The sequence below is a fragment of the Terasakiispira papahanaumokuakeensis genome, from assembly GCF_001709345.1.
GTDB lineage: Bacteria > Pseudomonadota > Gammaproteobacteria > Pseudomonadales > Halomonadaceae > Terasakiispira > Terasakiispira papahanaumokuakeensis.
In genome coordinates this window covers 2,705,392-2,730,346 of the sequence record NZ_MDTQ01000001.1, presented here as the reverse complement: position 1 = coordinate 2,730,346, position 24,955 = coordinate 2,705,392, and the positions used below count along the sequence as shown (strand labels likewise).

Annotated in this window: 22 protein-coding genes and 2 tRNA genes; 17 read left to right on the top strand and 7 right to left on the bottom strand. The window is 49.6% G+C overall.

Annotated features, from left to right (window positions below; all coding sequences use genetic code 11):
- Position 1: 1 nt before the first annotated feature.
- The 3 genes from mnmC to BFW38_RS11885 form a co-directional block, all read right to left on the bottom strand.
- Positions 2-2,011 carry a bifunctional tRNA (5-methylaminomethyl-2-thiouridine)(34)-methyltransferase MnmC2/FAD-dependent 5-carboxymethylaminomethyl-2-thiouridine(34) oxidoreductase MnmC1 gene (mnmC, locus tag BFW38_RS11895; RefSeq protein ID WP_068998984.1) on the bottom strand — a complete coding sequence of 670 codons (2,010 nt, stop codon included), beginning with the start codon at positions 2,009-2,011 and terminating at the stop codon, positions 2-4.
- Positions 2,012-2,149: 138 nt separating this feature from the next.
- On the bottom strand, positions 2,150-2,449 hold the full coding sequence (locus tag BFW38_RS11890) for a YciI family protein (RefSeq protein ID WP_068998982.1): 300 nt from the start codon (positions 2,447-2,449) through the stop codon (positions 2,150-2,152).
- Between the two features lie 38 nt (positions 2,450-2,487).
- A complete protein-coding gene (locus tag BFW38_RS11885) occupies positions 2,488-3,033 on the bottom strand; it encodes a septation protein A (protein WP_068998975.1) in 546 nt (181 codons plus the stop codon).
- A gap of 352 nt (positions 3,034-3,385) precedes the next feature.
- Between BFW38_RS11885 and BFW38_RS11880 the strand changes: the two genes are divergently transcribed.
- From BFW38_RS11880 to cysG, 10 genes are all read left to right on the top strand, one after another.
- Positions 3,386-4,261, top strand: coding sequence for a PHP domain-containing protein (locus BFW38_RS11880; RefSeq protein ID WP_068998970.1), 876 nt, complete (start codon positions 3,386-3,388; stop codon positions 4,259-4,261).
- Between the two features lie 92 nt (positions 4,262-4,353).
- Complete coding sequence (locus BFW38_RS11875; RefSeq protein ID WP_068998969.1) at positions 4,354-4,977, top strand: L-threonylcarbamoyladenylate synthase; 624 nt, start codon at positions 4,354-4,356, stop codon at positions 4,975-4,977.
- A 17-nt stretch (positions 4,978-4,994) separates the two neighbouring features.
- Positions 4,995-5,891: a segregation and condensation protein A gene (locus BFW38_RS11870; RefSeq protein WP_069000437.1), complete on the top strand. Its 897-nt coding sequence runs from the start codon at positions 4,995-4,997 to the stop codon at positions 5,889-5,891.
- On the top strand, positions 5,888-6,733 hold the full coding sequence (gene scpB / locus BFW38_RS11865) for an SMC-Scp complex subunit ScpB (protein WP_068998967.1): 846 nt from the start codon (positions 5,888-5,890) through the stop codon (positions 6,731-6,733). Before BFW38_RS11870 ends, scpB begins: the two co-directional genes overlap by 4 nt.
- A gap of 219 nt (positions 6,734-6,952) precedes the next feature.
- On the top strand, positions 6,953-7,792 hold the full coding sequence (gene rluB / locus BFW38_RS11860) for a 23S rRNA pseudouridine(2605) synthase RluB (RefSeq protein ID WP_084004619.1): 840 nt from the start codon (positions 6,953-6,955) through the stop codon (positions 7,790-7,792).
- A gap of 123 nt (positions 7,793-7,915) precedes the next feature.
- Positions 7,916-7,991: transfer RNA gene (locus BFW38_RS11855), tRNA-Lys, on the top strand.
- 138 nt (positions 7,992-8,129) lie between these two features.
- Positions 8,130-8,205 (top strand) — tRNA-Lys (locus tag BFW38_RS11850).
- 241 nt (positions 8,206-8,446) lie between these two features.
- Positions 8,447-10,231: a sensor domain-containing diguanylate cyclase gene (locus tag BFW38_RS11845; protein ID WP_068998963.1), complete on the top strand. Its 1,785-nt coding sequence runs from the start codon at positions 8,447-8,449 to the stop codon at positions 10,229-10,231.
- 175 nt (positions 10,232-10,406) lie between these two features.
- Entirely contained in the window at positions 10,407-11,102 is a 696-nt protein-coding gene (locus tag BFW38_RS11840) for a phosphoadenylyl-sulfate reductase (protein ID WP_068998961.1), read from the top strand.
- A gap of 149 nt (positions 11,103-11,251) precedes the next feature.
- Complete coding sequence (gene cysG / locus BFW38_RS11835) at positions 11,252-12,688, top strand: siroheme synthase CysG (RefSeq protein WP_068998958.1); 1,437 nt, start codon at positions 11,252-11,254, stop codon at positions 12,686-12,688.
- Here the strand turns inward: cysG and rarD are convergent.
- Positions 12,655-13,593 (bottom strand): EamA family transporter RarD, encoded by a 939-nt coding sequence (gene rarD / locus BFW38_RS11830; protein WP_218186415.1) that lies wholly within the window; start codon positions 13,591-13,593, stop codon positions 12,655-12,657. The two genes, cysG and rarD, sit on opposite strands and share 34 nt — an antisense overlap.
- Before the next feature lie 334 nt (positions 13,594-13,927).
- Entirely contained in the window at positions 13,928-14,824 is an 897-nt protein-coding gene (locus tag BFW38_RS11825; RefSeq protein ID WP_245686145.1) for a pirin family protein, read from the bottom strand.
- A gap of 314 nt (positions 14,825-15,138) precedes the next feature.
- Here BFW38_RS11825 and BFW38_RS11820 point away from each other — a divergent pair, with 314 nt between their 5' ends.
- The 5 genes from BFW38_RS11820 (at position 15,139) to BFW38_RS11800 (ending at position 19,945) form a co-directional block, all read left to right on the top strand.
- Entirely contained in the window at positions 15,139-16,065 is a 927-nt protein-coding gene (locus BFW38_RS11820; RefSeq protein ID WP_069000435.1) for a LysR family transcriptional regulator, read from the top strand.
- A gap of 105 nt (positions 16,066-16,170) precedes the next feature.
- Entirely contained in the window at positions 16,171-16,650 is a 480-nt protein-coding gene (locus BFW38_RS11815; protein ID WP_068998955.1) for a YchJ family protein, read from the top strand.
- A 15-nt stretch (positions 16,651-16,665) separates the two neighbouring features.
- A complete protein-coding gene (locus tag BFW38_RS11810) occupies positions 16,666-17,388 on the top strand; it encodes a ZIP family metal transporter (RefSeq protein ID WP_245686144.1) in 723 nt (240 codons plus the stop codon).
- A gap of 231 nt (positions 17,389-17,619) precedes the next feature.
- Complete coding sequence (locus tag BFW38_RS11805) at positions 17,620-18,615, top strand: branched-chain amino acid aminotransferase (protein WP_068998953.1); 996 nt, start codon at positions 17,620-17,622, stop codon at positions 18,613-18,615.
- Between the two features lie 322 nt (positions 18,616-18,937).
- Complete coding sequence (locus tag BFW38_RS11800) at positions 18,938-19,945, top strand: glutathione S-transferase family protein (protein ID WP_068998950.1); 1,008 nt, start codon at positions 18,938-18,940, stop codon at positions 19,943-19,945.
- 30 nt (positions 19,946-19,975) lie between these two features.
- Here the strand turns inward: BFW38_RS11800 and BFW38_RS11795 are convergent, their stop codons facing one another.
- Together BFW38_RS11795 and BFW38_RS11790 are read right to left on the bottom strand one after the other, a co-directional pair.
- Positions 19,976-21,931 (bottom strand): putative bifunctional diguanylate cyclase/phosphodiesterase, encoded by a 1,956-nt coding sequence (locus BFW38_RS11795; RefSeq protein ID WP_068998948.1) that lies wholly within the window; start codon positions 21,929-21,931, stop codon positions 19,976-19,978.
- A complete protein-coding gene (locus BFW38_RS11790; protein WP_068998946.1) occupies positions 21,918-22,850 on the bottom strand; it encodes an MASE1 domain-containing protein in 933 nt (310 codons plus the stop codon). The genes BFW38_RS11795 and BFW38_RS11790 overlap by 14 nt, the downstream gene beginning before the upstream one ends.
- Positions 22,851-23,384: 534 nt before the next feature.
- Here BFW38_RS11790 and BFW38_RS11785 point away from each other — a divergent pair.
- Positions 23,385-24,164 carry a transporter substrate-binding domain-containing protein gene (locus BFW38_RS11785; protein WP_084004815.1) on the top strand — a complete coding sequence of 260 codons (780 nt, stop codon included), beginning with the start codon at positions 23,385-23,387 and terminating at the stop codon, positions 24,162-24,164.
- A gap of 84 nt (positions 24,165-24,248) precedes the next feature.
- A complete protein-coding gene (locus BFW38_RS11780) occupies positions 24,249-24,926 on the top strand; it encodes an amino acid ABC transporter permease (protein WP_068998944.1) in 678 nt (225 codons plus the stop codon).
- Positions 24,927-24,955 lie beyond the last annotated feature (29 nt).

Here is a 24,955-nt window from a genome sequence, read left to right as displayed (position 1 = left end):
ACTAAACTGACCGTTTCACATGACCTTGGCGAATGATTTGCCGAATGACTAACCGACCTGGGTCCAGGTGGTGAGCTAATGCACTCTCCATGGGCCAAGGTTCTCCGCACAATTGGCTCGCCAGTAACTCAGCCGCTAAAGGGGTGCTGGCAAGTCCTCGTGATCCATGCCCCAGATTCAGCCATAACCCGGGTAGACGCTTGCCCTCATGGGGCGGAATTCGAGTCGCATCTTGCCCCATGACAGCATAACCTTGCTGCCAGTCGTCGATGTCTGGGGCTTGGCCGACGATCGGCGAGTAGTCGGGGCTGGCGCAGCGAAAGGCGACCCGTCCCTCAAGTTGTTCGGCCGTTTGCCCTTGATCGATCAAGGCCTTGGCGGTGTCTGGTAAGGTGGCGGCAAGTTCTTCCAAATTATATTGATGATCTTGCACACGTAAATGCGGGCTGGATTCATGCAGGTTGAAGGTGGCGCCAAAGCAGAGTTGATGCTCTAGTGACGGAGACACATAGCCGCCTGCACAGATCACGCATTGTGGGGTGGGGGTTGCGTCTGTCAGCCGGCCATGGCTGACTTGGCCTCGAATCGCTTTTGTGGGCAGCCAGTCTAATCCAGGAAGTGTGCGCGCAGCGGCCGCTGTGGCGACAATCACCGTATCAGCATTGAGTTGACGTTGATCCGATAAGCGCAGTTGCCAGTCATGGGGGCCTCGTTGCAGGTCGATGACTTGCCCCTGTTGATAATCAATACCGGGGTGTTGGCATAGCCATTGGCACAATGCTCCTGGGCGCACCCACCCTGCTTGACCGTACCAGAGTCCCCCATGAGAGAGCGATAGCCCTGCTCGCTCACTGGCCTCTGCTGCGGTGACGGAGCGAAGTAAGTTGGGGGGAAGATTGGGGTGGCGTTCGATAAAGCGAGCCTGACGCTGCTGCTCCTTCTCTGTCATCGCGAGCTGGAGTACACCACTGTCTTGCCAGAATTGCTGTTGTGGATCAAGGAAGGTCAGCCAACGGCGACTATATTGCAGACCATTCAGATAAAAACGACTTTGTAGGTTCGTTTCCACGGCCAGCTTAATGTAAAGCGCACCTTGGCGGTTGCCAGAACCTCCTGCACCTGGGCCTTCAGCATCCAAGATCGTGACGCAGTAACCTCGCCGAGTGAGTGCTTCCGCTGTGGACAAACCGGCCAGCCCGGCGCCAATGATCACGATTCGACCCAGCGCTGTACTCGGGTGAGGGGTGAGCCAAGGCGTTTGACGATACTCCGGGTGTGGCCAGTGACACGCGCGAAACTGGCCTCGTAGCATGTCACGCTTATGACCAAAACCCGCTACTTTCCGCACTTCAAACCCAACCGCTTTCAGGCCTCGTTTGACAACGCCTGCGGCCGTAAACGTCGCGAAATGTGTTTCTGGATGACTTAAACGCGCCAGGGCTTGGAAGAGGTCTGATGACCACATTTGTGGGTTTTTGGCGGGGGCAAAGCCATCTAAAAACCAGCTGTCTACAGGCCCGTTCACTAGGCTCAACATCTCTGCCGCTTCACCCAATAGTAGGTCAACACTGACCCGCTCACTTAACTGCAAGCGGTGCACGCCGCTGACGGCTTCTGGGTACTGTGCGAGTAAGCGTGCCGCCAATGGCGCTAAATTAGGGTGAGATGTGAGTGCTTGTGATAAATCGACGTGGCTGAGTGGGTGGCGTTCAACCGAGATGAAATGCAAACGCGTGCCTGGCGGAGCATAGTCTAATAACGCTTGCCAAGCACAGAGCAGATTTAGGCCTGTGCCGAACCCTGTTTCTCCGATGACGAAAGCGCGTTTCTGCTGCCATTGAGCAAGCCGTTGAGGTAATAAATTCTGTTCAATAAAGACATAGCGGGTCTCGGCCTGGCCATCATCTCGGGAGAAGTAAACATCCTGATAGTCGCGGGCAATCGGCCCTTGTGCTTGCCAGTCGAGGCTGGCGTGAGCTAAGCCTTGTAAGGGAGGAAGTGTGTCAGACATGATGAGGCTAGGGCCGTTGATTAAAATGTGACCAATGTGTGTCTGGTAGGTTACGGTATTGGCTGGCGCTGTTTTTCCCACCGGGATGCACAAAGTTTTCCACAGGGTTTGTGGGTAAATAGCCAGCCATTTGATTTATCAGGGAAAAGCCTTTTTAAAGGGTTTAACCATGACTTTAGAATAGACGCCGGCATCCACATAAGGATCGGCATCCGCCCAGGCGTGAGCCGCTTCCAAGCTCTCAAATTCGGCCACGACGAGGCTGCCCGTAAAGCCTGCATCTCCCGGTTGATCACTATCAATCGCAGGATGCGGCCCTGCCAGCACTAACCGGCCTTCCGCTTGTAGCGTTTCTAGGCGTGCCAGATGAGCTGGGCGTGCTTGCATACGCTTTTCTAAACTGTTGGGAATGTCTTCACTGATAATGGCGTAGAGCATGAGAAATCTCCTTGGATCATTAAGGTGTGAGCCGCGAACTATGAGTCTGATGGCTCATGGCGTAAGTGCTTGCTCAAGTAGAGGCCTTGTAAAATAACGAAGACTAATGTGAGGCCCAGCATGCCAAATAATTTGAAGTTCACCCAGGCTTCTTCACTGAAATGCTCAAAGACCCATAGATTTAAGCCTCCCATCAAAGCGAAGAAGATCACCCAAGCGATATTCAGGCGTTGCCAAACGGCTTTGGGGAGCGTTAGAGAAGCCCCCATCAAACGTTCGACCAGTGTTCGCCCGCCGAATAACGGGGCGAGTAGGAAAGCGGCTCCAAATAGCCAGTTGACCACTGTTGGCTTCCACTGAATGAAGCTTTTATCATGAAATAGCAGTGTTGCCCCACCCAGGAGTATCACCAAGCCGAGACTGACCAAGTGCATGGGTTGAACCTTGCGGTGGCGCCACCACATCCATCCCACCTGGGCAACACTGGCCACCATTAATACACCGGTCGCCGTCAATAAATCGCCGCTGATTTTATAAGCTGCGAAAAATAAAATAACGGGAAGAAAGTCAATCAACATCTGCATAGCGTGGCGTCCTATCGTCACGTGTTTCAGGTATCACGAGATACCGTGCTAAAGCGCATTGTATCAGCATTTTTAAGTCGCCTCTGCGCCCATTTTTCGGGGCATTTCTCAGTATATTTTTCAGTACACTTAAGTGAGAGTAGTGTGCACGACCTATCGACTCATCACATATTTAAGTTGACCCCTCGCCCAATACCGATAGTCTGGTGGACGCTCTTTTGACCGGCTGTTCTCACTGGGGTTCTGATCTATCTGGAGAGACCGTTGACTGAGGTGGCAAACTCGAAGTGCCATTGGCACAGTGACTGAATCAGTCAGTGTTTATATTCGCTTAATGAAAAGGTGTTGGCTTATGGGTGAGCAAGCGGAGCAATGGGCTCCCCAATATTGCGATTATCATATGCACTCAACCGCGTCGGATGGCAGCTTATCACCTGCAGCCTTAATGCAGGCTGCTTGGCAGGCGGGGTTAAGGGAAGTGGCGCTGACTGATCATGATACGTTAAATGGCATCGATGAAGCATCAGATGCCGCTAATGCCCTGGGGTTGCGGCTGATTCCCGGAATGGAGTTTTCCTGTACATGGAAAGGCTTTACTTTGCATGTGGTGGCGCTGTGGCCACAAGGGTTGACGTCAGAAGCGCATACCTTGGCGGAATCTCAGCGACAAGCGCGGTGGGCTCGAGCGGCTCAAATTGTTCAGCGTTTGATTAAATGTCGATGTCCGGTCTCACTTGAAGAAGCTACGGCTGAAGCCGGTGGTGAAGTGCCTGGTCGGCCTCATTTTGCGCGTGTGATGGTGCGCAAAGGGTTTGTGAAAAATACCGGCACGGCATTTCGTAAAGTGTTGGGCAGTGGTAAACCGGGCGATGTGAAACGTCATTGGCCAGATATGGAAGAGGCCATTGGGTCACTTAAGTCGGCTGGAGCATTGACGGCCTTGGCACACCCTTTCAGTTATAAGTTAACGCGCAGTAAACGTATTCGGTTGGTGACAGCTTTTGCCGAAGCGGGTGGCGATGCCGTGGAGATTGTCAATGGCTGGCAACAGCCGAGTCAGATCCAAAGTATTCAGCGTACCTGTCAGGAGCTTGGGCTTAAAATGAGTTGGGGCAGTGATTTTCACTCTCCTGGGCCGGGATGGCGTCTTGGCGGTTTTTCCACAGTGCCTGATGATGTCGACCCGCTTTCTCAGTGCTGGAAAGTCGCTAGCGGTATTGTGGCGTGATGGATTGAGGCGTGATGGATTGTCGGATGCAGTGACCGATGGTTGGACATGTTAAAATAGTAAAATTGCAGACCGGCTAAGGGAGCTAGGTAATGAGCGATATTCTAGAGATTCATCCGGAGAACCCGCAGGCGCGATTAATCAGTCGTGCCGTGGATATTATTCGGCGTGGTGGTGTCGTGGCTTACCCCACAGACTCCGCTTATGCCCTGGGCTGTAGTCTGGGTGAGAAAAAGGCCGTTGAGAAAATTAAACGGATTCGTCAATTAGATGATAAGCACAACTTTACATTGGTGTGTGCTGATCTGTCGGAAATCGCGACTTACGCTAAATTTGATAATAGTGTGTTTCGTTTGTTAAAAGCTCATACGCCAGGGCCTTATACTTATATTTTGAATGCCACCAGTGAAGTCCCGCGTTTGTTACTGCACCCTAAACGTCGCGCTATTGGGATTCGGGTGCCTGAGCATCGTATTACTCATGCGCTATTAGAAGAGCTTGGGGCGCCCTTAATGAGTGTTACCTTGATCATGCCTGACGATGATCTGCCCATGACGGATCCTGAGATGATTCGTGATCGTCTCCATAATGATGTCGATCTGATTATCGATGGTGGCGCTTGCCAAGTAGAGCCGACGACGGTTGTTGATTTGCGTGAACGTGAGCCCATTGTGATGCGTGAAGGCCGGGGCGATGCAACACCGTTTCAAGTGTAATGTCTGAAATAAGTGCCATGTCTGACATGCCGGTGTCTGCTGAGGCCTCATTACAGGTTGATGCTAAATGGCAGGTTCGGGTAGGGGGCGACACGCTCACTCAGTTGCCGGAGGATTTGTTTATTCCTCCGGAAGCACTACGTGTTTTTCTGGAGACCTTTGAAGGGCCTCTGGATTTATTACTGTACCTGATTCGGCGGCATAATCTGGATATTCTGTCGATCAATGTGGCCCATATTACCCATCAGTACCTCGAATATGTCGAGCTGATGCACATTATGCAGATTGAGTTGGCCGCTGAATATCTGCTGATGGCCGCCATGTTGGCTGAGATTAAGTCGCGTTCTTTACTGCCTCGCCCACCCAAAGATGACGACGATGAAGAAGAAGCAGACCCGCGCGCTGAGCTGATTCGTCGATTGTTGGAATATGAGCGCTTTAAAAATGCCGCTGAGGCATTAGAAGCATTGCCTCGTTGGGAACGTGATTTACATCCTGTCGCGCCTGCCTTACCCGAGCTAGAAAAGCGTGTGCTGCATCCTGATGTTGATTTGCGAGAAGTGCTGGTGGCGATGGCTTCAGTCGTACAGCGTGCGGAATTGAAGCAAGAGCATCAGGTGGCGCGTGAACCGCTTTCCACCCGTGCGCGGATGAGTGATGTTTTAGATGCGCTCGGTGAGCAAGAACAATTCATGCCATTTGAGGCATTGTTCCCTGAGCATGAAGGAAAAGCCGGTATCGTCGTGACGTTTATGGCGGTATTGGAGTTGATCAAAGAAAAATTGGTCGAGCTGGTACAGCAGACGCCTTACGCGCCTATTTATGTCCGGCGGCGTCCCGCCGAGGACGAATCCGTTTTAGCCGCTGAAGATGAAAGCGCAGTGAATGATAGACAAGAGGGCATTGAGTTTTGACCCCCAGTGGTGAACACCTGGAGCAAATTATTGAAGCCGTTCTATTGGCAGCGCAGAGGCCTATGTCGGTGGAGCAATTATTTGCACTCTTTGATGAGCACGAAAAGCCTTCACGGCATGACATTAAAACCGCTTTAATGCAGCTCTCAGCGCGCTTGGATGCTAGTGCGCAAGAGTTAGTGGAGGTGGGCAGTGGCTGGCGCCTTCACATCCGTAGTGATTATGCCGCTTGGGTCAGTCGACTGTGGGAAGAAAAACCGCCCCGTTATTCGAGAGCATTATTAGAAACTCTGGCCCTCGTGGCTTACCGGCAGCCGATTACCCGTGGCGAAATTGAAGAAGTGCGTGGCGTGAGTGTGAGCACTCAAATCATTCGCACCTTGGAAGAGCGAGAGTGGATTCGAGTGATTGGGCACCGTGATGTGCCTGGAAGGCCTTCACTTTATGCCACAACACGCCAGTTTCTGGATTATTTTAATCTCAGAACCCTGGACGAACTGCCTGCTTTGGCAGAGCTGCCCGAGCCCGAAGCTCAAGAGTGGGAAGATGAGCTGGACCGTGCGGCGCGCGAGCAACCCCCATTATCGGGTCATGATGAGGCTGCACATGATGATAAGACCGAAGATGGTGAAGCGACTCATTCATTGTCTGTTGAACAAGAACGTCGACGAGCCCTGGGGCCGTCGGATGATGATCCGTTGTTGAATATCCCCATGCCTGAGATTTCTTCACTGACTTTTGCCGAAATTTCTGCCCGTTTTGACCCCAGCTCTGATCTTCCTGAGTCTGATTCAAGTGATGCCTCGGACGCAGACGATGCGCAAGCTTCTGATGAAACGTAAACATCTTTGGACTTTTGAGTCAGCTTTATTGTGTCAGCCCATCTTGTTTTCTACAGTGCCTTAGTCCATCCTTCGGATCCCCGCTATTGGATGACCTGAAGGCTGTCCAATGGCTGTCATGAAAGGGTTGATCATGAAGCCTTGGCCGTTAAAGCAGTGGCTTCATAAATAACCTGCCATGTCCGTTTCTTTCTTCTCTTAAACCTGTGTGTGAACACCGTGACTCAAAAAAGTGAAAAGCTGCAAAAAGTCTTAGCGCGGAGCGGTTTGGGCTCTCGTCGTGAAATGGAAACCTTAATTGAAAGTGGTGTCGTCACTGTGAATGGCGAGACCGCGACTTTAGGTGATCGAATTACGCTGGATGACCGAGTGACGGTCAAGGGTAAAGCGGTTCGCCTGAAAAGTGAGTTAGACATGCCCAGACGCGTCATTATGTACAACAAGCCTGAAGGTGAGTTGGTGACGCGGCGTGACCCGGAAGGTCGGCGTACGGTTTTTGATAACTTGCCTCGTTTAAAAGGCGAGCGCTGGATTGCGATCGGGCGCCTGGATATCAATACCAGTGGTTTACTACTGTTTACCAATGATGGCGAGCTGGCTAACCGTTTGATGCACCCCTCGCATCAGGTTGAACGTGAATATGCTGTGCGCATTATGGGGCAGGTGGATGACGATATGTTGGCGCGGATGCGAGATGGCATCATGTTGGAAGATGGTTTGGCGCGCTTTTCTGACATCCAATCTGTTGGTGGAGAAGGGATTAATACGTGGTTTCATGTGGTGATCATGGAAGGACGTAATCGTGAAGTGCGTCGTTTGTGGGAGTCTCAAGGCGTTACTGTTAGCCGTCTCAAACGTGTCCGCTACGGCAATATTTTTCTGGATAAGCGAGTCAAGGCGGGTGAATGGGTGGAGTTGACTCAGGCTGAGGTCGATGACTTATCCGGGCTGGCGGGATTACAGAGTAAGTCTGTGAATTTTGGCCCGAATGATCAGGTGCCTTCTGGTCGCAAACAACGAGGCCGACGTCCCGTACATGCCATTCGCCGTCGTCGATGAATTCATGGGTTTGATGGCCCATGATGAAGCCTCGTTTGGACAGCATGATAAAAAAATATTTAAAAAAATAGTAGGTAGGGGTTGCAAGTTACGGAAAAAGAGGTATTATTTGCGCCGCGTTGGGGGTCGTTAGCTCAGTTGGTAGAGCAGTTGGCTTTTAACCAATTGGTCGTAGGTTCGAATCCTACACGACCCACCACCTACGCCAGAGTGACCGAACACTTTTTTTGAAGGGCTCATTTTTAAAGCCTGAAAACTTCAAAAGCCTTATAAATCATAAAGTTACTTGATTTAAAGGTTGCAAAAAAACGGATTGATGTGTAGTATACATCTTATCGGGTCGTTAGCTCAGTTGGTAGAGCAGTTGGCTTTTAACCAATTGGTCGTAGGTTCGAATCCTACACGACCCACCATATTTTGAAAAACCGCTCTGATTCGTCAGGGCGGTTTTTTTATATGTGGTTTATTAGATCAATATCAAGCTTTTTATTGAGATTTTTTAATATTAATAGATACTGATATGGCATTGATCTGTAGGCGCTTAAAAGGCGATGTGATGATGCATTATGATTAAAATAATGCCACATAAAAAGCAGGGTCATGCAGGCAGGTTGAGGCAAATAAACTGGACTCATCAATGGTCAGAGGGCTGCCATGTCGTTGCTGCTTCGTTCTTTAAACCGTGGGACTTTGGGACTGATCGGTTTTATCTGGTTTCTTGGCATTTGCTTTATCATCATTGACTCGTGGCAGTTCAAATCAACAACGCGCGATTATTTGCGTGATTTGGCGCACAGTGTTTTGGCGCAGTATTCTCAGTACTTTCATCATATCGATGGGCAAATGCTCAAGCTACGTCACCAGCTTGAAAGCCCTCTTCATCAGCCTCACCAATCTGTCGTTGCTTATTGGAATGATCGTCTGAATAACGCGCTTAATTATATGCCTGAAGTGGCAAGCCTTTCGGTTATTAATGAGCAGGGACATTTGATTGCCGCGACGCGTATCTCGGCTCAAGAAGGGCAGCAGTTGGATGTCAGTGACCGGGCTTATGTGAAGTATCATCGACTTCACCCTGAACGAGATGAGTTATTTATTGCTGAGCCTGTCGTGAGCCGTTTTAATGGTCGATATTTAGTGATGTTAACGCGGCGTCTGGCCTTGCCTGATGGGCAGTTCGGTACTTTAGTCGCGGTACTGAATGCGCGCACCATTTCCCAGCAGTTAGGGGCATTTTCACAGAATACGGGGATTCTGATTTCTCTGGCCAATCAGCGGGGCAATGTCATTAGCCATTATCCTTTCCGGGGCGAAATGCTGGGCGGCCCTTTGGAGGAGGAACCTGGTTTTGCCTCCGTGACACGCCAATCAGAAGACTTGGGGTTGACGCTTAGCCTATCGTTTCCCTGGACACGTGTTTGGCATACCTTCCTGGTTAAAATGTTACTGACGGCTGTGATCGGGGGATTTGCCTCGATTGGGCTTTTGTTATTGCTCAAGCAAGTTCATCGCCAATATCGGCAGCGTGAGTCCTTAGAAGAGGAAATGAAAACCATCCTGCTGTTAGTGCAGGAAGGCGTTATCGTGATTGATTTGGATGGGCGTATTCGCTTTGCCAATGATTTTGCCGTGCAGTTGACGGGGTATGATCGCTCCTTTTTACTGCGTGGCACATTTGCCCGTTTGTTTGAACCGGGACAAGAGGCCTTTTTTCAGCGCTTGATGGCTGTTGTTGAAGCGGGACAAGAAGGTGTTTTTGAGGATGTTCCGTTGCAATGTCATTCTGGTCGTACTTTTCAGGCTTATGTCCGTGTGAACCCATTAAAAAAATCTCAGGCTACCAGTGGGGCTGTGTTGACGTTGGATGATATGACTGATTTTTATCAGCGTCAGTCTGACCTAGAGTATCGTGCTCATCATGATCCTTTGACTCAATTGGCTAATCGACGTTATTTGACGGACTGGCTACAAAAACGAATGGAGTCGGCGCGTTGGGTTGAACACTGTCCTGTCTTGTTTTATTTGGATCTAGACGGTTTTAAGCCGGTGAATGATGAGTTTGGTCATGCTGTCGGTGATCAAGTGTTAAAGGTCGTGGCTCAACGCTTGCAGCACTTGACCAGTAGTCGCGATCTTGTGGCTCGAATAGGGGGGGATGAGTTTGTGATGGTGATGGCAGATGGGCGTCACTCAATGCATGTAAAACAACGGGCAGAGCAAATGCTGCACGCATTATCCCAACCTATTGACATTGAGGCTCAGACTCATCAGGTCGGTGCCAGTATTGGCGTCTGTGCATGGCAGTCGGATATGGTGACGGTTGATGCATGGCTACAAGTGGCGGATCATCTGATGTATGAGGTGAAGCGCTCAGGAAAAGGGCATTGGTTATTAGCGCCTAATCACCAACATGATGCTGAGCCGTCAGTCTTAAACTGAGTATCATCGCGTGAGCCTCACAGGGCTCTCGCTAGGCTGCCATGTGAAATAGCTCGAATGAATTATTTTTTTATTCTATTTTGAGATATTAAAATCTTTATTTATTTCTTTTTGTGTATCCTCAACTCCAGTAGTCTTGTTCCCAATAATCAAATGATGATGTGTGGGAGCACTTATGCCTTCAACGACCGTATTATCCGAGACGCAGCTTGCATCGCTGGAAAGTGATTCAGCGATTGGCCGTGTTGAATGGGCTTTGTCTCATTTACCTGGCAGCTTTGTCCTGAGCTCCAGTTTTGGTATTCAATCAGCGGTATTACTGCACTTGGTGACGCAAATAAAGCCGGATATTCCGGTGTTGTTGGTGGATACGGGTTATTTGTTTCCGGAAACCTATCGGTTTATTGATCAGCTCACTGAGCGCTTGAAACTTAACCTTAAGGTCTCTTCTGCACCACTGAGCGCAGCTTATTTTGAAGCGCGTCACGGTAAGCTTTGGGAGCAAGGTGTCGAGGGCATTGAGCAATACAATCAAATGCGTAAAGTCGATCCGATGAATCAAGCATTGGATGATTTGGATGTCGGCACTTGGTTTGCGGGGTTGCGTCGGCAACAGTCCAGCTCTCGGCAGCATCGTGCTGTTGTTGAGCAGCGTCGTGATGGGCGCTATAAAGTCTATCCTTTGATCGATTGGCATACGCGAGATGTTCATCGTTATTTGGTCGACCATGATTTGCCGTATCATCCGCTCTGGGAGGCGGGGTATGTCTCGGTTGGAGATTGGCATACCAGTCGTCCGCTCACGGCTGATATGACTGAAGAGGATACGCGTTTCTTTGGTCTTAAACGTGAGTGCGGTTTGCACGAATAAACTGTGTGGGCACTGAAGACCTGATCCGCCGTTTTCATGGTTTTAGGGGCAAGTTATTGTAAATAACGTGGCCTCGTTTTATTGGCAATTTCATTGACATTAGATGACCTGTCAGCTGTCTTAATCCCGCTGTTTTGAGTGAGTATTGGATGGACTATTATCCGCTGTTTGCCCAGTTGCAAGGGCGAGCTTGTTTGTTAGTGGGCGGTGGTGAAGTGGCCTCCCGTAAAGGTGATGCTTTACTGAAAGCCGGTGCGGTATTGCATATCGTGGCACCCGAGATCAGCACGACTTTGCAGGAGGCGGTATCGGCTGGGCAGGCTCATTGGATCGGGCCCGTTTTTGATCCGGTTCAACTGGATGAGGTCTGGCTGGTGATTGCCGCAACGGATAACCCCGAGGTCAACGACGAGGTTTATCAAGCGGCCACGGCGCGTCGCTTGTTCGTCAACGTTGTCGATGATCAGCCCCGTTGTTCGTTTATCGTGCCAAGCCTCGTTGATCGTGGTCCTTTACAAATTGCGATGTCGACAGGGGGGCGTGCACCGGTATTGGCCCGCTTGATCAGACAAAAGCTAGAAACCTTGATCCCCCAAAGTACGGGCCGTTTATTAGCCTTGGCTGGGCGCTTGCGTCAGACCATCAAACAACAGCTGACCGATGTGACTGAACGTCGTCGTTTTTATGAGCAGTTACTGGAAGGGCCGGTGGCTCGCTTGGTGGCCGCAGGACGTGATCAAGAAGCTGAGCAATCAACGCTGGAAGCCTTGTCGGCCCATCGTTCTCAAGGTGGGGAAGTATGGCTTGTGGGCGCAGGGCCTGGCGATCCAGAACTGCTGACGCTACGTGCCTTGCAGTTGATGCAGGCGGCTGATGTGGTGCTTTATGACCGCTTGGTTTCAGCAGAGATTCTTGAACTGTGTCGGCGTGATGCTGAGCGTTTTTCTGTGGGTAAAGTGGCGGGCCACCACACAGTGCCACAGCCTGAGATTAATGATTGGTTGATTCGTTTGGCTCGGCAAGGTAAGCGTGTGTTACGCCTTAAAGGGGGGGACCCGTTTATTTTCGGCCGTGGAGGTGAAGAAGCGCAGAGCCTTGTCGAAGCCCAAGTTCCTTTTCAGGTGGTGCCCGGCATTACAGCTGCCAGTGGTGCAACAGCCTATGCGGGGATCCCCCTAACCCACCGTGACTATAGCCAAACAGTGCAGTTTGTGACCGGACATGGTCGTGTTGATGGCGATCCAATGGATTGGCCTTTGCTCGCTAAATCTCGGCAGACGCTGGTGATCTACATGGGCACTTTGAAAGCTGAGGCAATTACAACGGCGCTCATTGAGCATGGACGTGATCCTTCAACGCCTGTGGCCATTATCAGTCGTGGTACACGGTCTGATCAGACCAAGGTTGTGGGAACCTTGCAAGGATTACCGGAGCTGGCGGCCCAGCCGGAAGTCACCTCACCCTCGCTCATTATTGTGGGTGAGGTAGTGGCATTGCATCAGCAATTAGACTGGTTTGGTGGTGCCGGTTTCGCGGATGAACCTCCAGCGGTTCAATCGAGTACTGAATCTTCTACTGTATCGTGAGTGCTGGGCTTTGAGCGTTGCCTGTGGGCACGCCAGAGCCCTGCCATGAAAAACCCCATGGCTAGCCAGATTAAAGCAAACGTAATCAATCGCTGTGGCGGGTAGCTTTCCTCAAAGACAAAAACGGCAAACAAAAACTGTAGTGTTGGGTTCAAGTACATAATGAAGCCCACCACATTCAGATCCAGTCGACGAGTGGCGGCAGCGAAGAGCAGTAATGGAATAGCTGTGAGTGTCCCTGAGGCGATTAATAAGCTGCTGATCCATGGGCTTTGTCCAAAAGCGAGGGGATGACCATTCATCATTTGCCATAAGATCCAGGCAATTGCGATGGGCGTGAGTACGAGTGTTTCCAGTGTCAGCCCATTCAAAGCTTCTATGGGTTGTTGCTTACGCACCAGCCCGTACAGGGCAAAGGTGGTGGCTAACGATAAGGAGATCCAGGGTAAACGTCCCAATTCCCAAAGCTCAAACAGGACAGCCAGCGTGGCGATGCCTCCCGCGACGGCTTGCAATGGGTGCATCCTTTCACCTAATACGATCCGGCCTAATAGCAGGCTTAATAAGGGCGTAATGAAATAGCCCAAGCTGGTTTCCAAGACATGATGCTGACTGACCCCCCAGATAAAAACCAGCCAGTTCATGGCAATTAGCAAGGATGAGAGCGTCATCCAAAATAAAGTGCGTGGTGACCTCAGATGGTTTAGAAAAGTCCGCAGGCGCCCTGTGAACGCCAAGATGGCGAGCATGAATATGAGGGCCCAGATAATGCGTTGGACCAGTACTTCCCAAGCGGATACATTTTCCAGTAAATGGAAAAATAAAGGGAAACATCCCCACATGCCGTAAGCACTTAAGGCGAACAAAAGCCCCGAGGACTTAGGCGACGCATCTGTACTGGACAAGGTCCATCACTCCCTCTATCAATCGAACTTAGTGAATCGAATAAGGCGGACATTGTAGGAGATGGGGATAACAGACTCTATGGGCGTAATGTGACGGTGACAATTCACGCGCTTATTTATCGTCTGGGCATGCAAGGTTGACGTGATAAAGCGGTGATAAAAAAACAGGCACCTGGGTAGGTGCCTGTAACCGGTTTAACCGGGAAGGGAACCTGGGATCGCCATGAACAATCCCACGCTTGAACACATATGTTGTGACGTGCATCAATATGAAAAGTTCACTGAAGTTGAAATTTTTTCAAAAAATATACTGCGTCTTTTTGGCGCATCTCTTTTAGCGCGTCTCATCAATCACTGCACGTTCTATTAATGCGCCCGACTGATAATCTTCAATGGCCTGCTGTAGCTCCTGCTCTGTATTCATGACAAAGGGGCCATAGTGAGCGATCGGTTCTCTTAATGGTGGCCCAGTGAATAGCAAAGCGCCGGTATCTTCGGGGCTTGAAAGTGTCACTGTGTTGCCGTCTTTATAGATGCCCAGCTGGCCTTGTCTCGGCCCTTCATTAAATTGGCCTCGGTACGGCATCACCAACAAAGGATACTGGTCAGCATCATTCAGGGTGATGCTGCTGCCGCCCTGTAAGCGGAGATCAGCCATGGCGGCTTTTTCTCCTAACTGAGCTAAGGCGCCTTGTGCTTCGCCTTGATCCGTTTGCCAATGTCCGGCGATGGCAATGAGCTTGCCATGGGCCCAGTTCACTTGACCCATTTCCTGTGGATGGACATCGCGATAATGAGGCGTCTCTAACTTACGTTTTGCCGGTAGATTGATCCAAACTTGAAAGCCATGCAGGCCTTGCTGATCCTTGAGTGGCATTTCCGAGTGGATCACACCATGGGCTGCACTCATCCACTGGGCCCCTCCCGCATGGACTTCACCTTTATGACCCATACTGTCTTCGTGGGTGATGCCTCCATGTAAAATGTAAGTGATGGTTTCAAAGCCTCGGTGAGGGTGTGGTGGAAAGCCCGCAATATAGTCGTCTTCTTGATCCGACTTGAGTTCATCGATCATTAAGAATGGATCTAGCCCACCACGAAAATCATGTACGCGTTGGATATGTACACCCGCGCCATCTTGAGTCGGCAAGCTTCTTCTCAGGTCAATGAGACGTTTGCTGTGTGGTGTCTGGGGCATCGTGCTGGATAGCTCAGTGTGTGCTGAAGCCATAAAAGCCTCCTCGTGTATTGAGCACTTTTTTATTGGCAGTTTATTGAGAGTTTTATTGACCGTTGCTGAAAACCTGACGCCTTGAAAGTCTATTGTCTTGATGAAAACCAGTCTTCAGTATCTTGATCGCTAATCTCCCCGTCTGAGTGTTGCGGTCGTGAATCGCTCATCGTTTTCAGGGGCCGTCATCGTTATACGATATGCCGTCATTTTAGATCGTATAATTCGAATGAATATTGCAAAATATCGCTATGTTCATTCGATTATTGTGGATAGATGAGTGATTTAACCTGACCCTAACGAGGGGGCTTATGATGCATAAAGTCACTTTAGAACAATGGCGCATGTTAAAAGCTGTCGTCGATCATGGTGGCTTTGCGCAAGCCGGGGAAGCCATTCATAAAAGTGCTTCAACCATTAATCATGCCGTGCATAAGCTTCAGGATGCCTTAGGGGTTCAAATACTGGAAGTCCGAGGTCGTCGAGCTTTTTTAACACTGGCCGGGGAGGCACTGTTACGTCGTGCCGGTCAGTTATTAGAAGAAGCTCAAGCCATTGAAGATGTTGCGGCATATCTGGCTGAAGGGACTGAAGCCCAAGTCCGCTTGGCGGTGGATCAAATTTTCCCTCAGGCCGCTTTGGCTTCTGCCCTGGCCCATTTCTCTGCAGCTTACCCACAAGTTCGAGTTCAATTGCATGAGCCTGTACTGTCCGGCGGTGCAGAGCTGCTGTACGAGGGTGTCGTGGATTTATTGATCACTGCCAGTTCGGTGCAGGGCTTTTTAGGCGATCCACTGTTATCGACTCGGTTTATTTGTGTGGCGCATCCAGACCATCCGCTACATCAATCTGAGCGTCCGCTTTCTTTACGCGATTTACGACACCACCGACAATTAGTGGTCAGAGATTCTGCACGGAGCTCGACACTTGATGCGGGCTGGCTCAAAGCCGAACAACGCTGGACCGTGGGTCATTTATCGACTTCCGTGGGGATGTTGATACGCGGGTTGGGCTTTGCTTGGGTGCCGGAGCATTTAGTGACTACTGCGTTGACCTCAGGACAATTGAAGCAGGTGCCACTGACCGCTGGAGGGACTCGCCATACAGTCGTTCAGCTGATTCATGCGGACCAAGATCGGGAAGGTGCTGCAACTCAGTTTCTAGCGGATCAATTGCGTTTAGCCTCTCAAGTTTACGACGCTGACCATCAACCGGATCTTGATCATCCAGAACTCAGTTGAATTAATCGCGTGTTTTGATCTCTCGCCGAGCTTTTTAACTTGAAATTTGATGATGAGTTTATGGTGAGCCCACTATTGATTCACTGTTGAGGAGTGACTGCTTTCATGACTGCACATATGCAATGCCCCTGCCAGTCCGGCTTAACTTACGAAGATTGCTGCGCCCCATTACTGGCTCGACAGGCGTTTGCCGGTAGCCCAGAGGCGTTAATGCGTTCACGCTATGTCGCCTATGTGAATGCTGATATTGATTATTTAAGAGACACCACGGCAGAGCAGCGGCGTGCTGCTTATGATTTTGAGCAACTGGGTGAGTGGGCCCGTCAATCACAGTGGTTGAGTCTTAAAGTGCATCTTAGTGAGCAAACGGGGGAGCGCGGACGCGTTGTGTTTACGGCGCGTTTTAAGCTAGATGATGGTGTGCATGCGCACACGGAGGACTCGACCTTTATACAACAAGACGGACGTTGGTATTTTTTTGCAGGCCAGGAGTGTGCCGAACCCAAGGCCAATATCGGTCGCAATGATCCTTGTTTGTGTGGTAGCGGTCGTAAGTATAAGAAATGTTGCGGTGCCGGAGGGTAAAGGCGCTTTATGAATATGAGTATGCCCGATGGATTGGGACAAGCTTTATTACTGGGGGGGTTGGCAGGCCTTACGATCCCTTTAGGAGGTGCACTCGCGGCTTTTGAGCATTGGCGTCCTCAGTGGCTGGAAGCTGAATTCCGTCATAGTGTGATCGCTTTTGGGGCGGGCGTTTTATTGGCTGCAGTGGCTTTGGTTCTGGTGCCAGAAAGTGTGCCGAATTTATCGATGGTACAGGTCGCACTTAGCATGACTTTCGGCAGTATTGCTTTTATGCTATTAGATCGCATGCTAAGTTCATCTGGCGGCACTTGGTCACAACTTTTAGCCATGCTGTTGGATTTTATTCCTGAAGCGGCTGCATTGGGGGCCTTGCTGACTCAGGGACAAGGGCCTGCCTTGTTGCTGGCTTTATTGATGGCGTTACAAAACCTTCCCGAGAGCTTTAATGCTTTTCGAGAGTTGCAGGCCCATCAGGCCCGTCCTGTGTACCGTGTGCTTGCCGTGTTTACCGCATTGGCTCTGTTAGGGCCATTAGCGGCCTGGATAGGTTTTTTATGGCTGACCTCTATGCCTGCTGTACTGAGCAGTATTATGCTGTTGGCTAGTGGCGGTATTCTGTATCTTATTTTTCAAGATATTGCGCCTCAAGTGCCTCTCAAACGGCACTGGGCCCCTCCGTTAGGGGCGGTCCTGGGTTTTTTGTTAGGTTTGCTGGGCAATATATGGATTGGCTGACGCCCCGGGCAGCACATTGATCTTGCTTGATACTGTCTATCTTGCGCAGTGTCTTATGCATTGTATCGTGATCCGATATGACCTGATGGCCACAATGTGATGTCATTCGAGATCGGCCTAATAACGCAGTCAGGCGTATTCTTTGACGGTTAGCGCTATTGAGATAGGCATTCGCGCAGGCTTGAAAAGAAGCTGATTGTTTTTCTGAATTTGATTGTAAAGGATGTTGATATGGCTGCTTTTGGCACGGTTTTTATGCCGAAAATGTCGTGTTCTGAGTTTAATGGGAGTGAGTGGAGCCAACCCTCTCTGGTGGCGTCGGATCAACTGACACTTCACCCCGCAGCACATGTGCTGCATTACTCCAGCACGTGCTTTGAAGGCTTGAAAGCCTTTCGTCATGATGATGGTCGCGTGAAAATTTTCCGGATGGATCGCAACGTAGCCCGTATGGCGCAGAGTAGTCGATTACTCTCACTGCCGGCTTTCGATGAAGCCATGCTGTCAGACATGATTGTTGAGACTGTGCGCGCATTTGCTGACGAGGTCCCGGAAGCACCGGGTGCGATGTATATTCGCCCGACCCACATTGGTACTGAACCCGCAGTCGGTAAAGCGGCTGCTCCTTCTGCAACTTCATTACTCTATGTACTGCTGTCACCTGTAGGGGACTACTTTGCCTCTGGTGCCAGTGCGTTACGTCTGTTAATTGAAGAAGAAGGGATGCGTTGTGCACCACACATGGGGATGGTGAAAAGCGGGGGTAACTATGCCAGCGCAATGCAGCCTACATTAGAAGCTAAAGCACATTATCAGGCTGACCAAGTGTTGTTTTGCCCTAACGGTGATGTGCAAGAAACGGGTGCAGCGAATTTCTTATTGATTGATGGTAATGAAGTGATTACCAAGCCGCTCAATAGCAGCTTCCTGCATGGTGTGACCCGCGACTCTTTGTTGACACTGGCTAAAGATTTGGGCATGACGGTCACTGAACGTGATTTTACGGTGACGGAGTTACTTGAACGTGCCGCCCATGATGACTGTGAAGCCGCATTATCCGGTACTGCCGCGGTGCTGGCTCCAGTGGGAACCCTTATTCATCAAGGGCAGGAGCATCGAGTCGGCAGTGGTGAGCCTGGGCCTAAAGCCCAAGCGTTGCGAAAAGCACTGAATGATATTCAGTGGGGGCATGCCGAAGACCGTTATGGTTGGTTAACTCATTTATAATGGGTCGACTCACTTATCATGTGCTGGCTGGGATCAGTGAGTTGTTCAGGCTGAATGAGCGATGCTGAAATCTGTGCTATTGCTTCAAGTTGCGAGTTGCCTGTTGATGACGACTCACTGTCTTCGGGAACCGATTGAAAGAGCGCCCTTGTGGCGCTCTTTTTCATTAGATGGATGATTATTTTGTATCGTGCTTTTAAACGTTCATGATTAAACGTTAATAATTCGATTTTTTAGGATGAAAAGGCCAAAAATTGTTGAATGAAAACGACAGAAGTACAGATTAAGGTGGTCAGGTCATCCAAAAGCAATGAGGTGAATCATGGGGCGTTTAGTCGATGGACAATGGGTCGATCAATGGTACGACACTGAAAACAACGGAGGCCGTTTCGTTCGAGAAAGTGCTCAGTTACGTGATTGGTTAACTTCTGAGGGCCAAACAGGTCCTGAAGGTCAACCGGCACATCCCGCTGAGGCTAAACGTTATCACCTCTATGTTTCTTTAGCGTGTCCTTGGGCGCACCGCACCTTGATCATGCGCGCACTCAAAGGGCTTGATCAGCTGCTTGACGTTTCTGTTGTCAGTTGGTTGATGAAAGAGAACGGCTGGACCTATGATCCCTCAACGGGGTCGACAGGCGATCCCGTTAATCATGCGGATTATCACCATCAGCTGTACACCATGACGGATGCCCACTATACCGGTCGAGTCACGGTACCCGTTCTATGGGATAAGCGCGAGCAGCGCATCGTGAATAATGAATCTGCTGATATTATGCGGATTTTGAATCAGGCCTTTGATGGCCTGACGGGCAATACATTGGATCTATATCCCCAGCCATTACGCGAAGACATTGATCGCATCAATGAGCAGGTCTATCACCAAGTCAATAATGGCGTCTATAAAGCTGGGTTCGCGACGACACAGGCTGCTTATGAAGAAGCATTTGATGCGTTGTTTGAAGCTTTGGATAAGCTGGAAAATCGTTTAGGGCAGCAACGTTATCTTGTCGGCCCCTACCTGACTGAAGCTGATTGGCGCTTGTTTACGACCTTAGTGCGGTTTGATGCTGTCTATGTCGGTCACTTCAAATGTAATCAGCGCCGTATTGAAGATTACCCCCATCTTTCCAATTACTTAAGAGAACTGTACCAGTGGCCGGGGGTTGCTCAAACAGTGAATTTTCACCATATTAAATCTCACTACTATGCCAGTCATGACATGATCAATCCGACGGGGATTGTCCCTAAAGGGCCTTTGCTTGAGCTTGAACGCCCTCATGACCGTGCCCGGTTTGAAGGGGTAGGTATTTGGCAGCGCACCGCTTAATGACGCTCCAAGGGCTTGATTCGCTTTAGCTTACACATCATTCAGTTCTAGCAGTAGACGATTTCTTAGATCACTTTTGATGGGCTTCCAGGTCACCTGTTCTGCGGCTGTTGGGTGGCCTGTCAGGAAGCCTTGGATCTCATCACACCCCGCGTGATAAAGAAAATTAAGTTGTTCTTCAGTTTCAACCCCTTCCGCCAATACCGACATATTGAGACTATGGCCTAAAGCGATCATGGCATGAATGATCGCTTCATCGGTTTGATCGCTACCAATGTCGCGTACAAAGCCTTGATCAATCTTTAAGCGGTGAATAGGCATTTTTTTGAGGCGACGGAAAGAGGAGTAGCCGGTACCAAAATCGTCTAATGACAACAAATGCCCACGATGACGTAATCGCTGTAAGAGTTCCATCACATAGTCAGGATCATTTTGCAGCGTGCTCTCGGTGATCTCGAGTTCTAACTGCTGCGGTTGAATGCCGTAATTATCAATCATGCGGGATAGCTGGCTGAAAAAGTCGGCTTGCATTAACTGCACGGGCGATAAATTGACCGCGACGCGTTTGATATGGAGGCCTTCATGTTGCCAGCGGCGTAATTGCCGGCAGACTTGATGAAGCACTTCCCAGCCCAGTGGAATGATCAACTGCGTTTCCTCTGCGATGGGAATAAAGGTGCCCGGTGAAATCATCCCTTTTTGTGGGTGTTGCCAGCGTACTAACGCTTCTAAGCCGCAAGGGGTCGCATCATTGAGTGTGTACTGTGGCTGATAATAAACAGTCAGCTGATGTTGGCTGATCGCTTGACGCAATGATTGCTCTAGTTCGAAGTGCTCGCGGGTCGCATCGGTGAGGGCAGGTGTATAGCAGAAAAACTGGTTCTTGCCCTGCTCCTTGGCCTGGTACATGGCGGTATCCGCATGTTTGATCAAGGTGTCTAAATCTTTCCCGTCTCTGGGGTATTGGCTGATACCAATACTGGCGGTGACTTGGAGGCGTGGACCATTGGCCAAATCTACAGACTGACTACAGACGGCCAGTAAGTGCTTAGCCAATTGCTGAAGATTGGATTCATTCTGGTAAGGTGACAAGATCAGAAATTCATCGCCGCCCATGCGAAATAAATATTGATCAGAGGTCAGTTGTTGCTGTAGCCGCTGGCCCAGGTAAATCAATAATTGATCACCTGTTTGGTGACCTAAGGTGTCATTAATCAGCTTAAAGCGATCCAAGTCGATGAACAGCAGGGCTGCATGTTCTTGTGTGGTTTGGGTCGCCAGGTTCTGAATCGCTTCTTTCATCGCTCGGCGATTTGGTAAGCCTGTGAGCGGGTCGTGACGGGCGAGATGGTCCAGGTCTCTTGTTTTATGTGCCACTTCACTGCTGAGATAGGTTTCTCGGCTCTGTTGCATCATCATCATGAACGCGGCCAGGCTTGCTGCGATCATCAGAAGCAACTGCATCGGTAAATGCTGCGGTGATAGGCGTTGCAATATGTAGCGTTGACTGGCGATGGCTAATAATTGCCACTGCTGACCTGCTAAGCTGACATGAAAGGTCTCGTTGAATGCTTGCCTCTGAGGACCGATATTGTCTTCAGACATGATGCGATAGGTTGGGGTTATGGCGTGGTTTTCAAATAGCTGAAGATCAATATGGTCCAAACCGCTGTAATTCAGAGCGGTATGAATCATTTGGTCCACAGTAAACACCCCTACCAGAAAACCAATTAATTGACGTTGGTTTTCCATCAAGCCTTGCTCGACTGAAGAGCGATATACCGGTTGTAATACGAGCATTCCGGCTTTATTGGGCGCTTGGGCTAAATGCAGAATACGTGTCGCTTGGACTCGTCCATTTTTTTGTGCCGCCAGTATCCAATCGCGTCGGTTCGGCGTCGATAGTAGATTAAAGCCTAGGGCTTGTGTGTTGCCGTTCATAGGCATGACGTATTTGACCGGTATCAGCGGTTCATCTGCTCGCAAAGAGGGGGGGGCTCACCTTGACCGGACGGCCTAACTCATGACTGAGTTGGGTTTCGAATTGATGTTGTTGCGATTTCGGAATCAGCGGATCCCATGAATAAGCACGCATGGACGGGTTGCGTCTTAACAGGGGTTCAGCCTCAGCACTAAACTCTGCGGAACTGATATCCCCATGTTGTGAGACGTAGCGCTCAAGCTGTGCCAGATCAGCTAGATTGCGTTCGAAGATGCCCTGTAACTGGGCTTGTAAGACCTGGATTTGTTGATCGAAACTGGTTTCTAACTGTTTATATAGCTGATGAAAGTACAACTGGTTGAACAGCAAAACACTGGCAATGGTCAGCCCTAGTTTGACGGTCAAGCGTTGGTAGTGGGAGGGCTTTTGAATGACCGCCATCGCCAGCGGGGCACCTAATATGGTGCCGAATGAGTCGGCTGTCCACCAAAGCGCCCAATTAATCACGGCATCATGAAGATTAAAAATGCTCTGAGTGATATGCAGACTGAGGGTGCCGATAGAGGCATTGATCAAACACGGCAAAAAGGCCCCAAAAATGGAAAACTTCCATGCATGCTCCGCACGCGTAATATTCAGAGGCTCTGCCACAAAACGCTTGAGGCCCCAGTAGGCTACAGAAGCCTGTACGCTGGCGCCTGTGGCAATCAGGATCGATCCTGTAATTGACGAGAGTGCCAGACTGTCAAAATGCTGATTAAGCCATAGGTTGAATAGGAGGTTACCTAGAAAAACCCCCGGCAGTAGTCTAAGCCCATACTTAATCAAAGTGGCGAGTGCAAACCCGGCGGGTAACCATAGATTAATGATTTGAGGATGAAGGCTCAGCAGCGTGAGCAGTATACCGGTCAGAGAATAGATCAGTGCCAGTAGCGCGCATCCTTTCATGGCTCGGATCTGCATGATTATCGGGCTCCGGTATCTGGCGTTAAGCAAGATCATGACATTAATCGCACTTAGCATCCTATTCGCTTTTGTGCGGTGATCCACCCTAATATCGGATTTCCAGATATACCTTTAAATGAACTTTCATGCCAGTCAAATGATATTGCTTTTAACCCGTCTCAATATCTTGGTCATATGAGTGACTTGATGACGTGAAAGATACCTGGGGCGTGTCTGGAGATGTGAGTCGATCGTTGGTCATAAATCAGTATTGATTTTTAATTGTATTCTAACATGGAAAGACTGCGGAACCTGATGAGTCTCATGATCTTGAGATAACATTATGTAAAATCGTGTTTTTTTGGAGTTCACTTCAAAAACGTGACTTTTCGTTGTTGTTTTTTTGATTTTTTCGATCGTTTGTGTTTTTTAATCGTGAGCCTGCTACGTTTAGACTTGACAGATTATCCGTCTGAACGCATGGTTTTATTATGTTTTTTTATCAAAAAGTATAAAAATGATGTTGTAAATGATATGAAAAGGGTGCTGATCATGTATAAGAATAAATTGAAACAGTGGGTGTTTTCTTCGGTGCTGACTGCAGGTGTTGCCTTGGGTAGCGGTCCTTTAATGTCGCAAACGGTGCATGCTGAGACCTTAAGAGCGGTCACGGATCCCAGCTTTGTCCCCTTTGAGATGTTAGATCGAGAATCCGGCAAGATGGTAGGGTTTGACATGGATATTTTGGCTGAAGTCGCAGACCGAGCAGGTTTCGATTATAAGCTGAATACCATGGATTTTAATGGCATCATCCCGGCAATCCAGACCGGCAATGCGGATATTGCCCTGGCCGGAATTACGATCACCGACGCTCGTGAAAAAATCGTTGATTTTTCTGACCCCTATTACGATTCAGGGCTCCGTTTATTAGTGCGTAGTGATGAGCAAGATATTCATACCATTGAAGATCTCGAAGGGAAGAAAGTCGGTAGTAAAATCGGCAGTACCAGTGCTGATTTTTTGAATCAAAAATTGGGCGATAAAGCCGATATCACGCCTTATCCGGGCAGTGCTGATATGTATATGGCATTGATGTCAGGTAGTGTCGATGCGGTGTTTTATGATGCCCCCAATGTCGGATATTTCTCTCAAACGAAAGGCCAAGGGCGTACTCAAGTGGTGGGGCCGCTTTATGAAGGCCAGCAATATGGTATTGCCTTAGTCAATGGCAGCCCCTGGCGCGATAAAGTCAATGATGCCTTGGCTGCCATGAAAGCGGATGGTACTTACGACAAAATCTATACCAAGTGGTTTGGTAAAGCCCCTGAATAATAGAGTCTGAGTGATGTCAGGGCTTCGATGCCGAAGCCCTGCTTGTTGGGCTCAGATTTTTTGATAATCAATAGGGGGCGCCACGTGCAAGGATCGGGTTTTACCTTCGATTGGCAAGCGGCAGTGGATTCACTGCCTTATTTAATTCATGGCCTACCCTGGACACTGCTGATCTCATTTGGCGGTCTGGTGGTCGGTTTTTTGATTGGTGTCTTGGCAGGCTTGATGAGCTTAGCGCGTACACCTTTACTGCGTTGGCCGGCAACGGCTTATATTGAGATTTTCCGCGGGACACCTATTTTAGTGCAGGTGTTATTCATATTTTATGGTCTGCCAGATTTACTGGGTGGGCCCATTAATGCCATCACTGCCGGGATCGCCGCGATTGCACTGAATTCAGGAGCTTATATTTCTGAAGTGGTCCGTGGCGGTGTGAAGTCTATAGATAAAGGCCAGCGAGAAGCCGGGGTTTCATTGGGGTTATCTCGCCTACAAACCTTTCGTTACATCATCTGGCCCCAGGCGCTACGCCGTATGATTCCGCCGTTAGGTAATCAGGCCATCGTCAGTATCAAAGATACTTCATTGTTTTCTGTGATTGGTGTTGGTGAACTCGTGCGCCAAGGGCAGCTTTATATTGCGACGACATTTACCGCATTTGAAGTCTATTTCATGGTTGCCGTGCTTTATCTTGCGATCACTATTCCGTTATCCATTATTTTGCGCTGGTATGAACGTCGCGGTCAGGTCAGTGCTCGTTAAGTCTTCGATCAAGTGATGACGCATGAGTG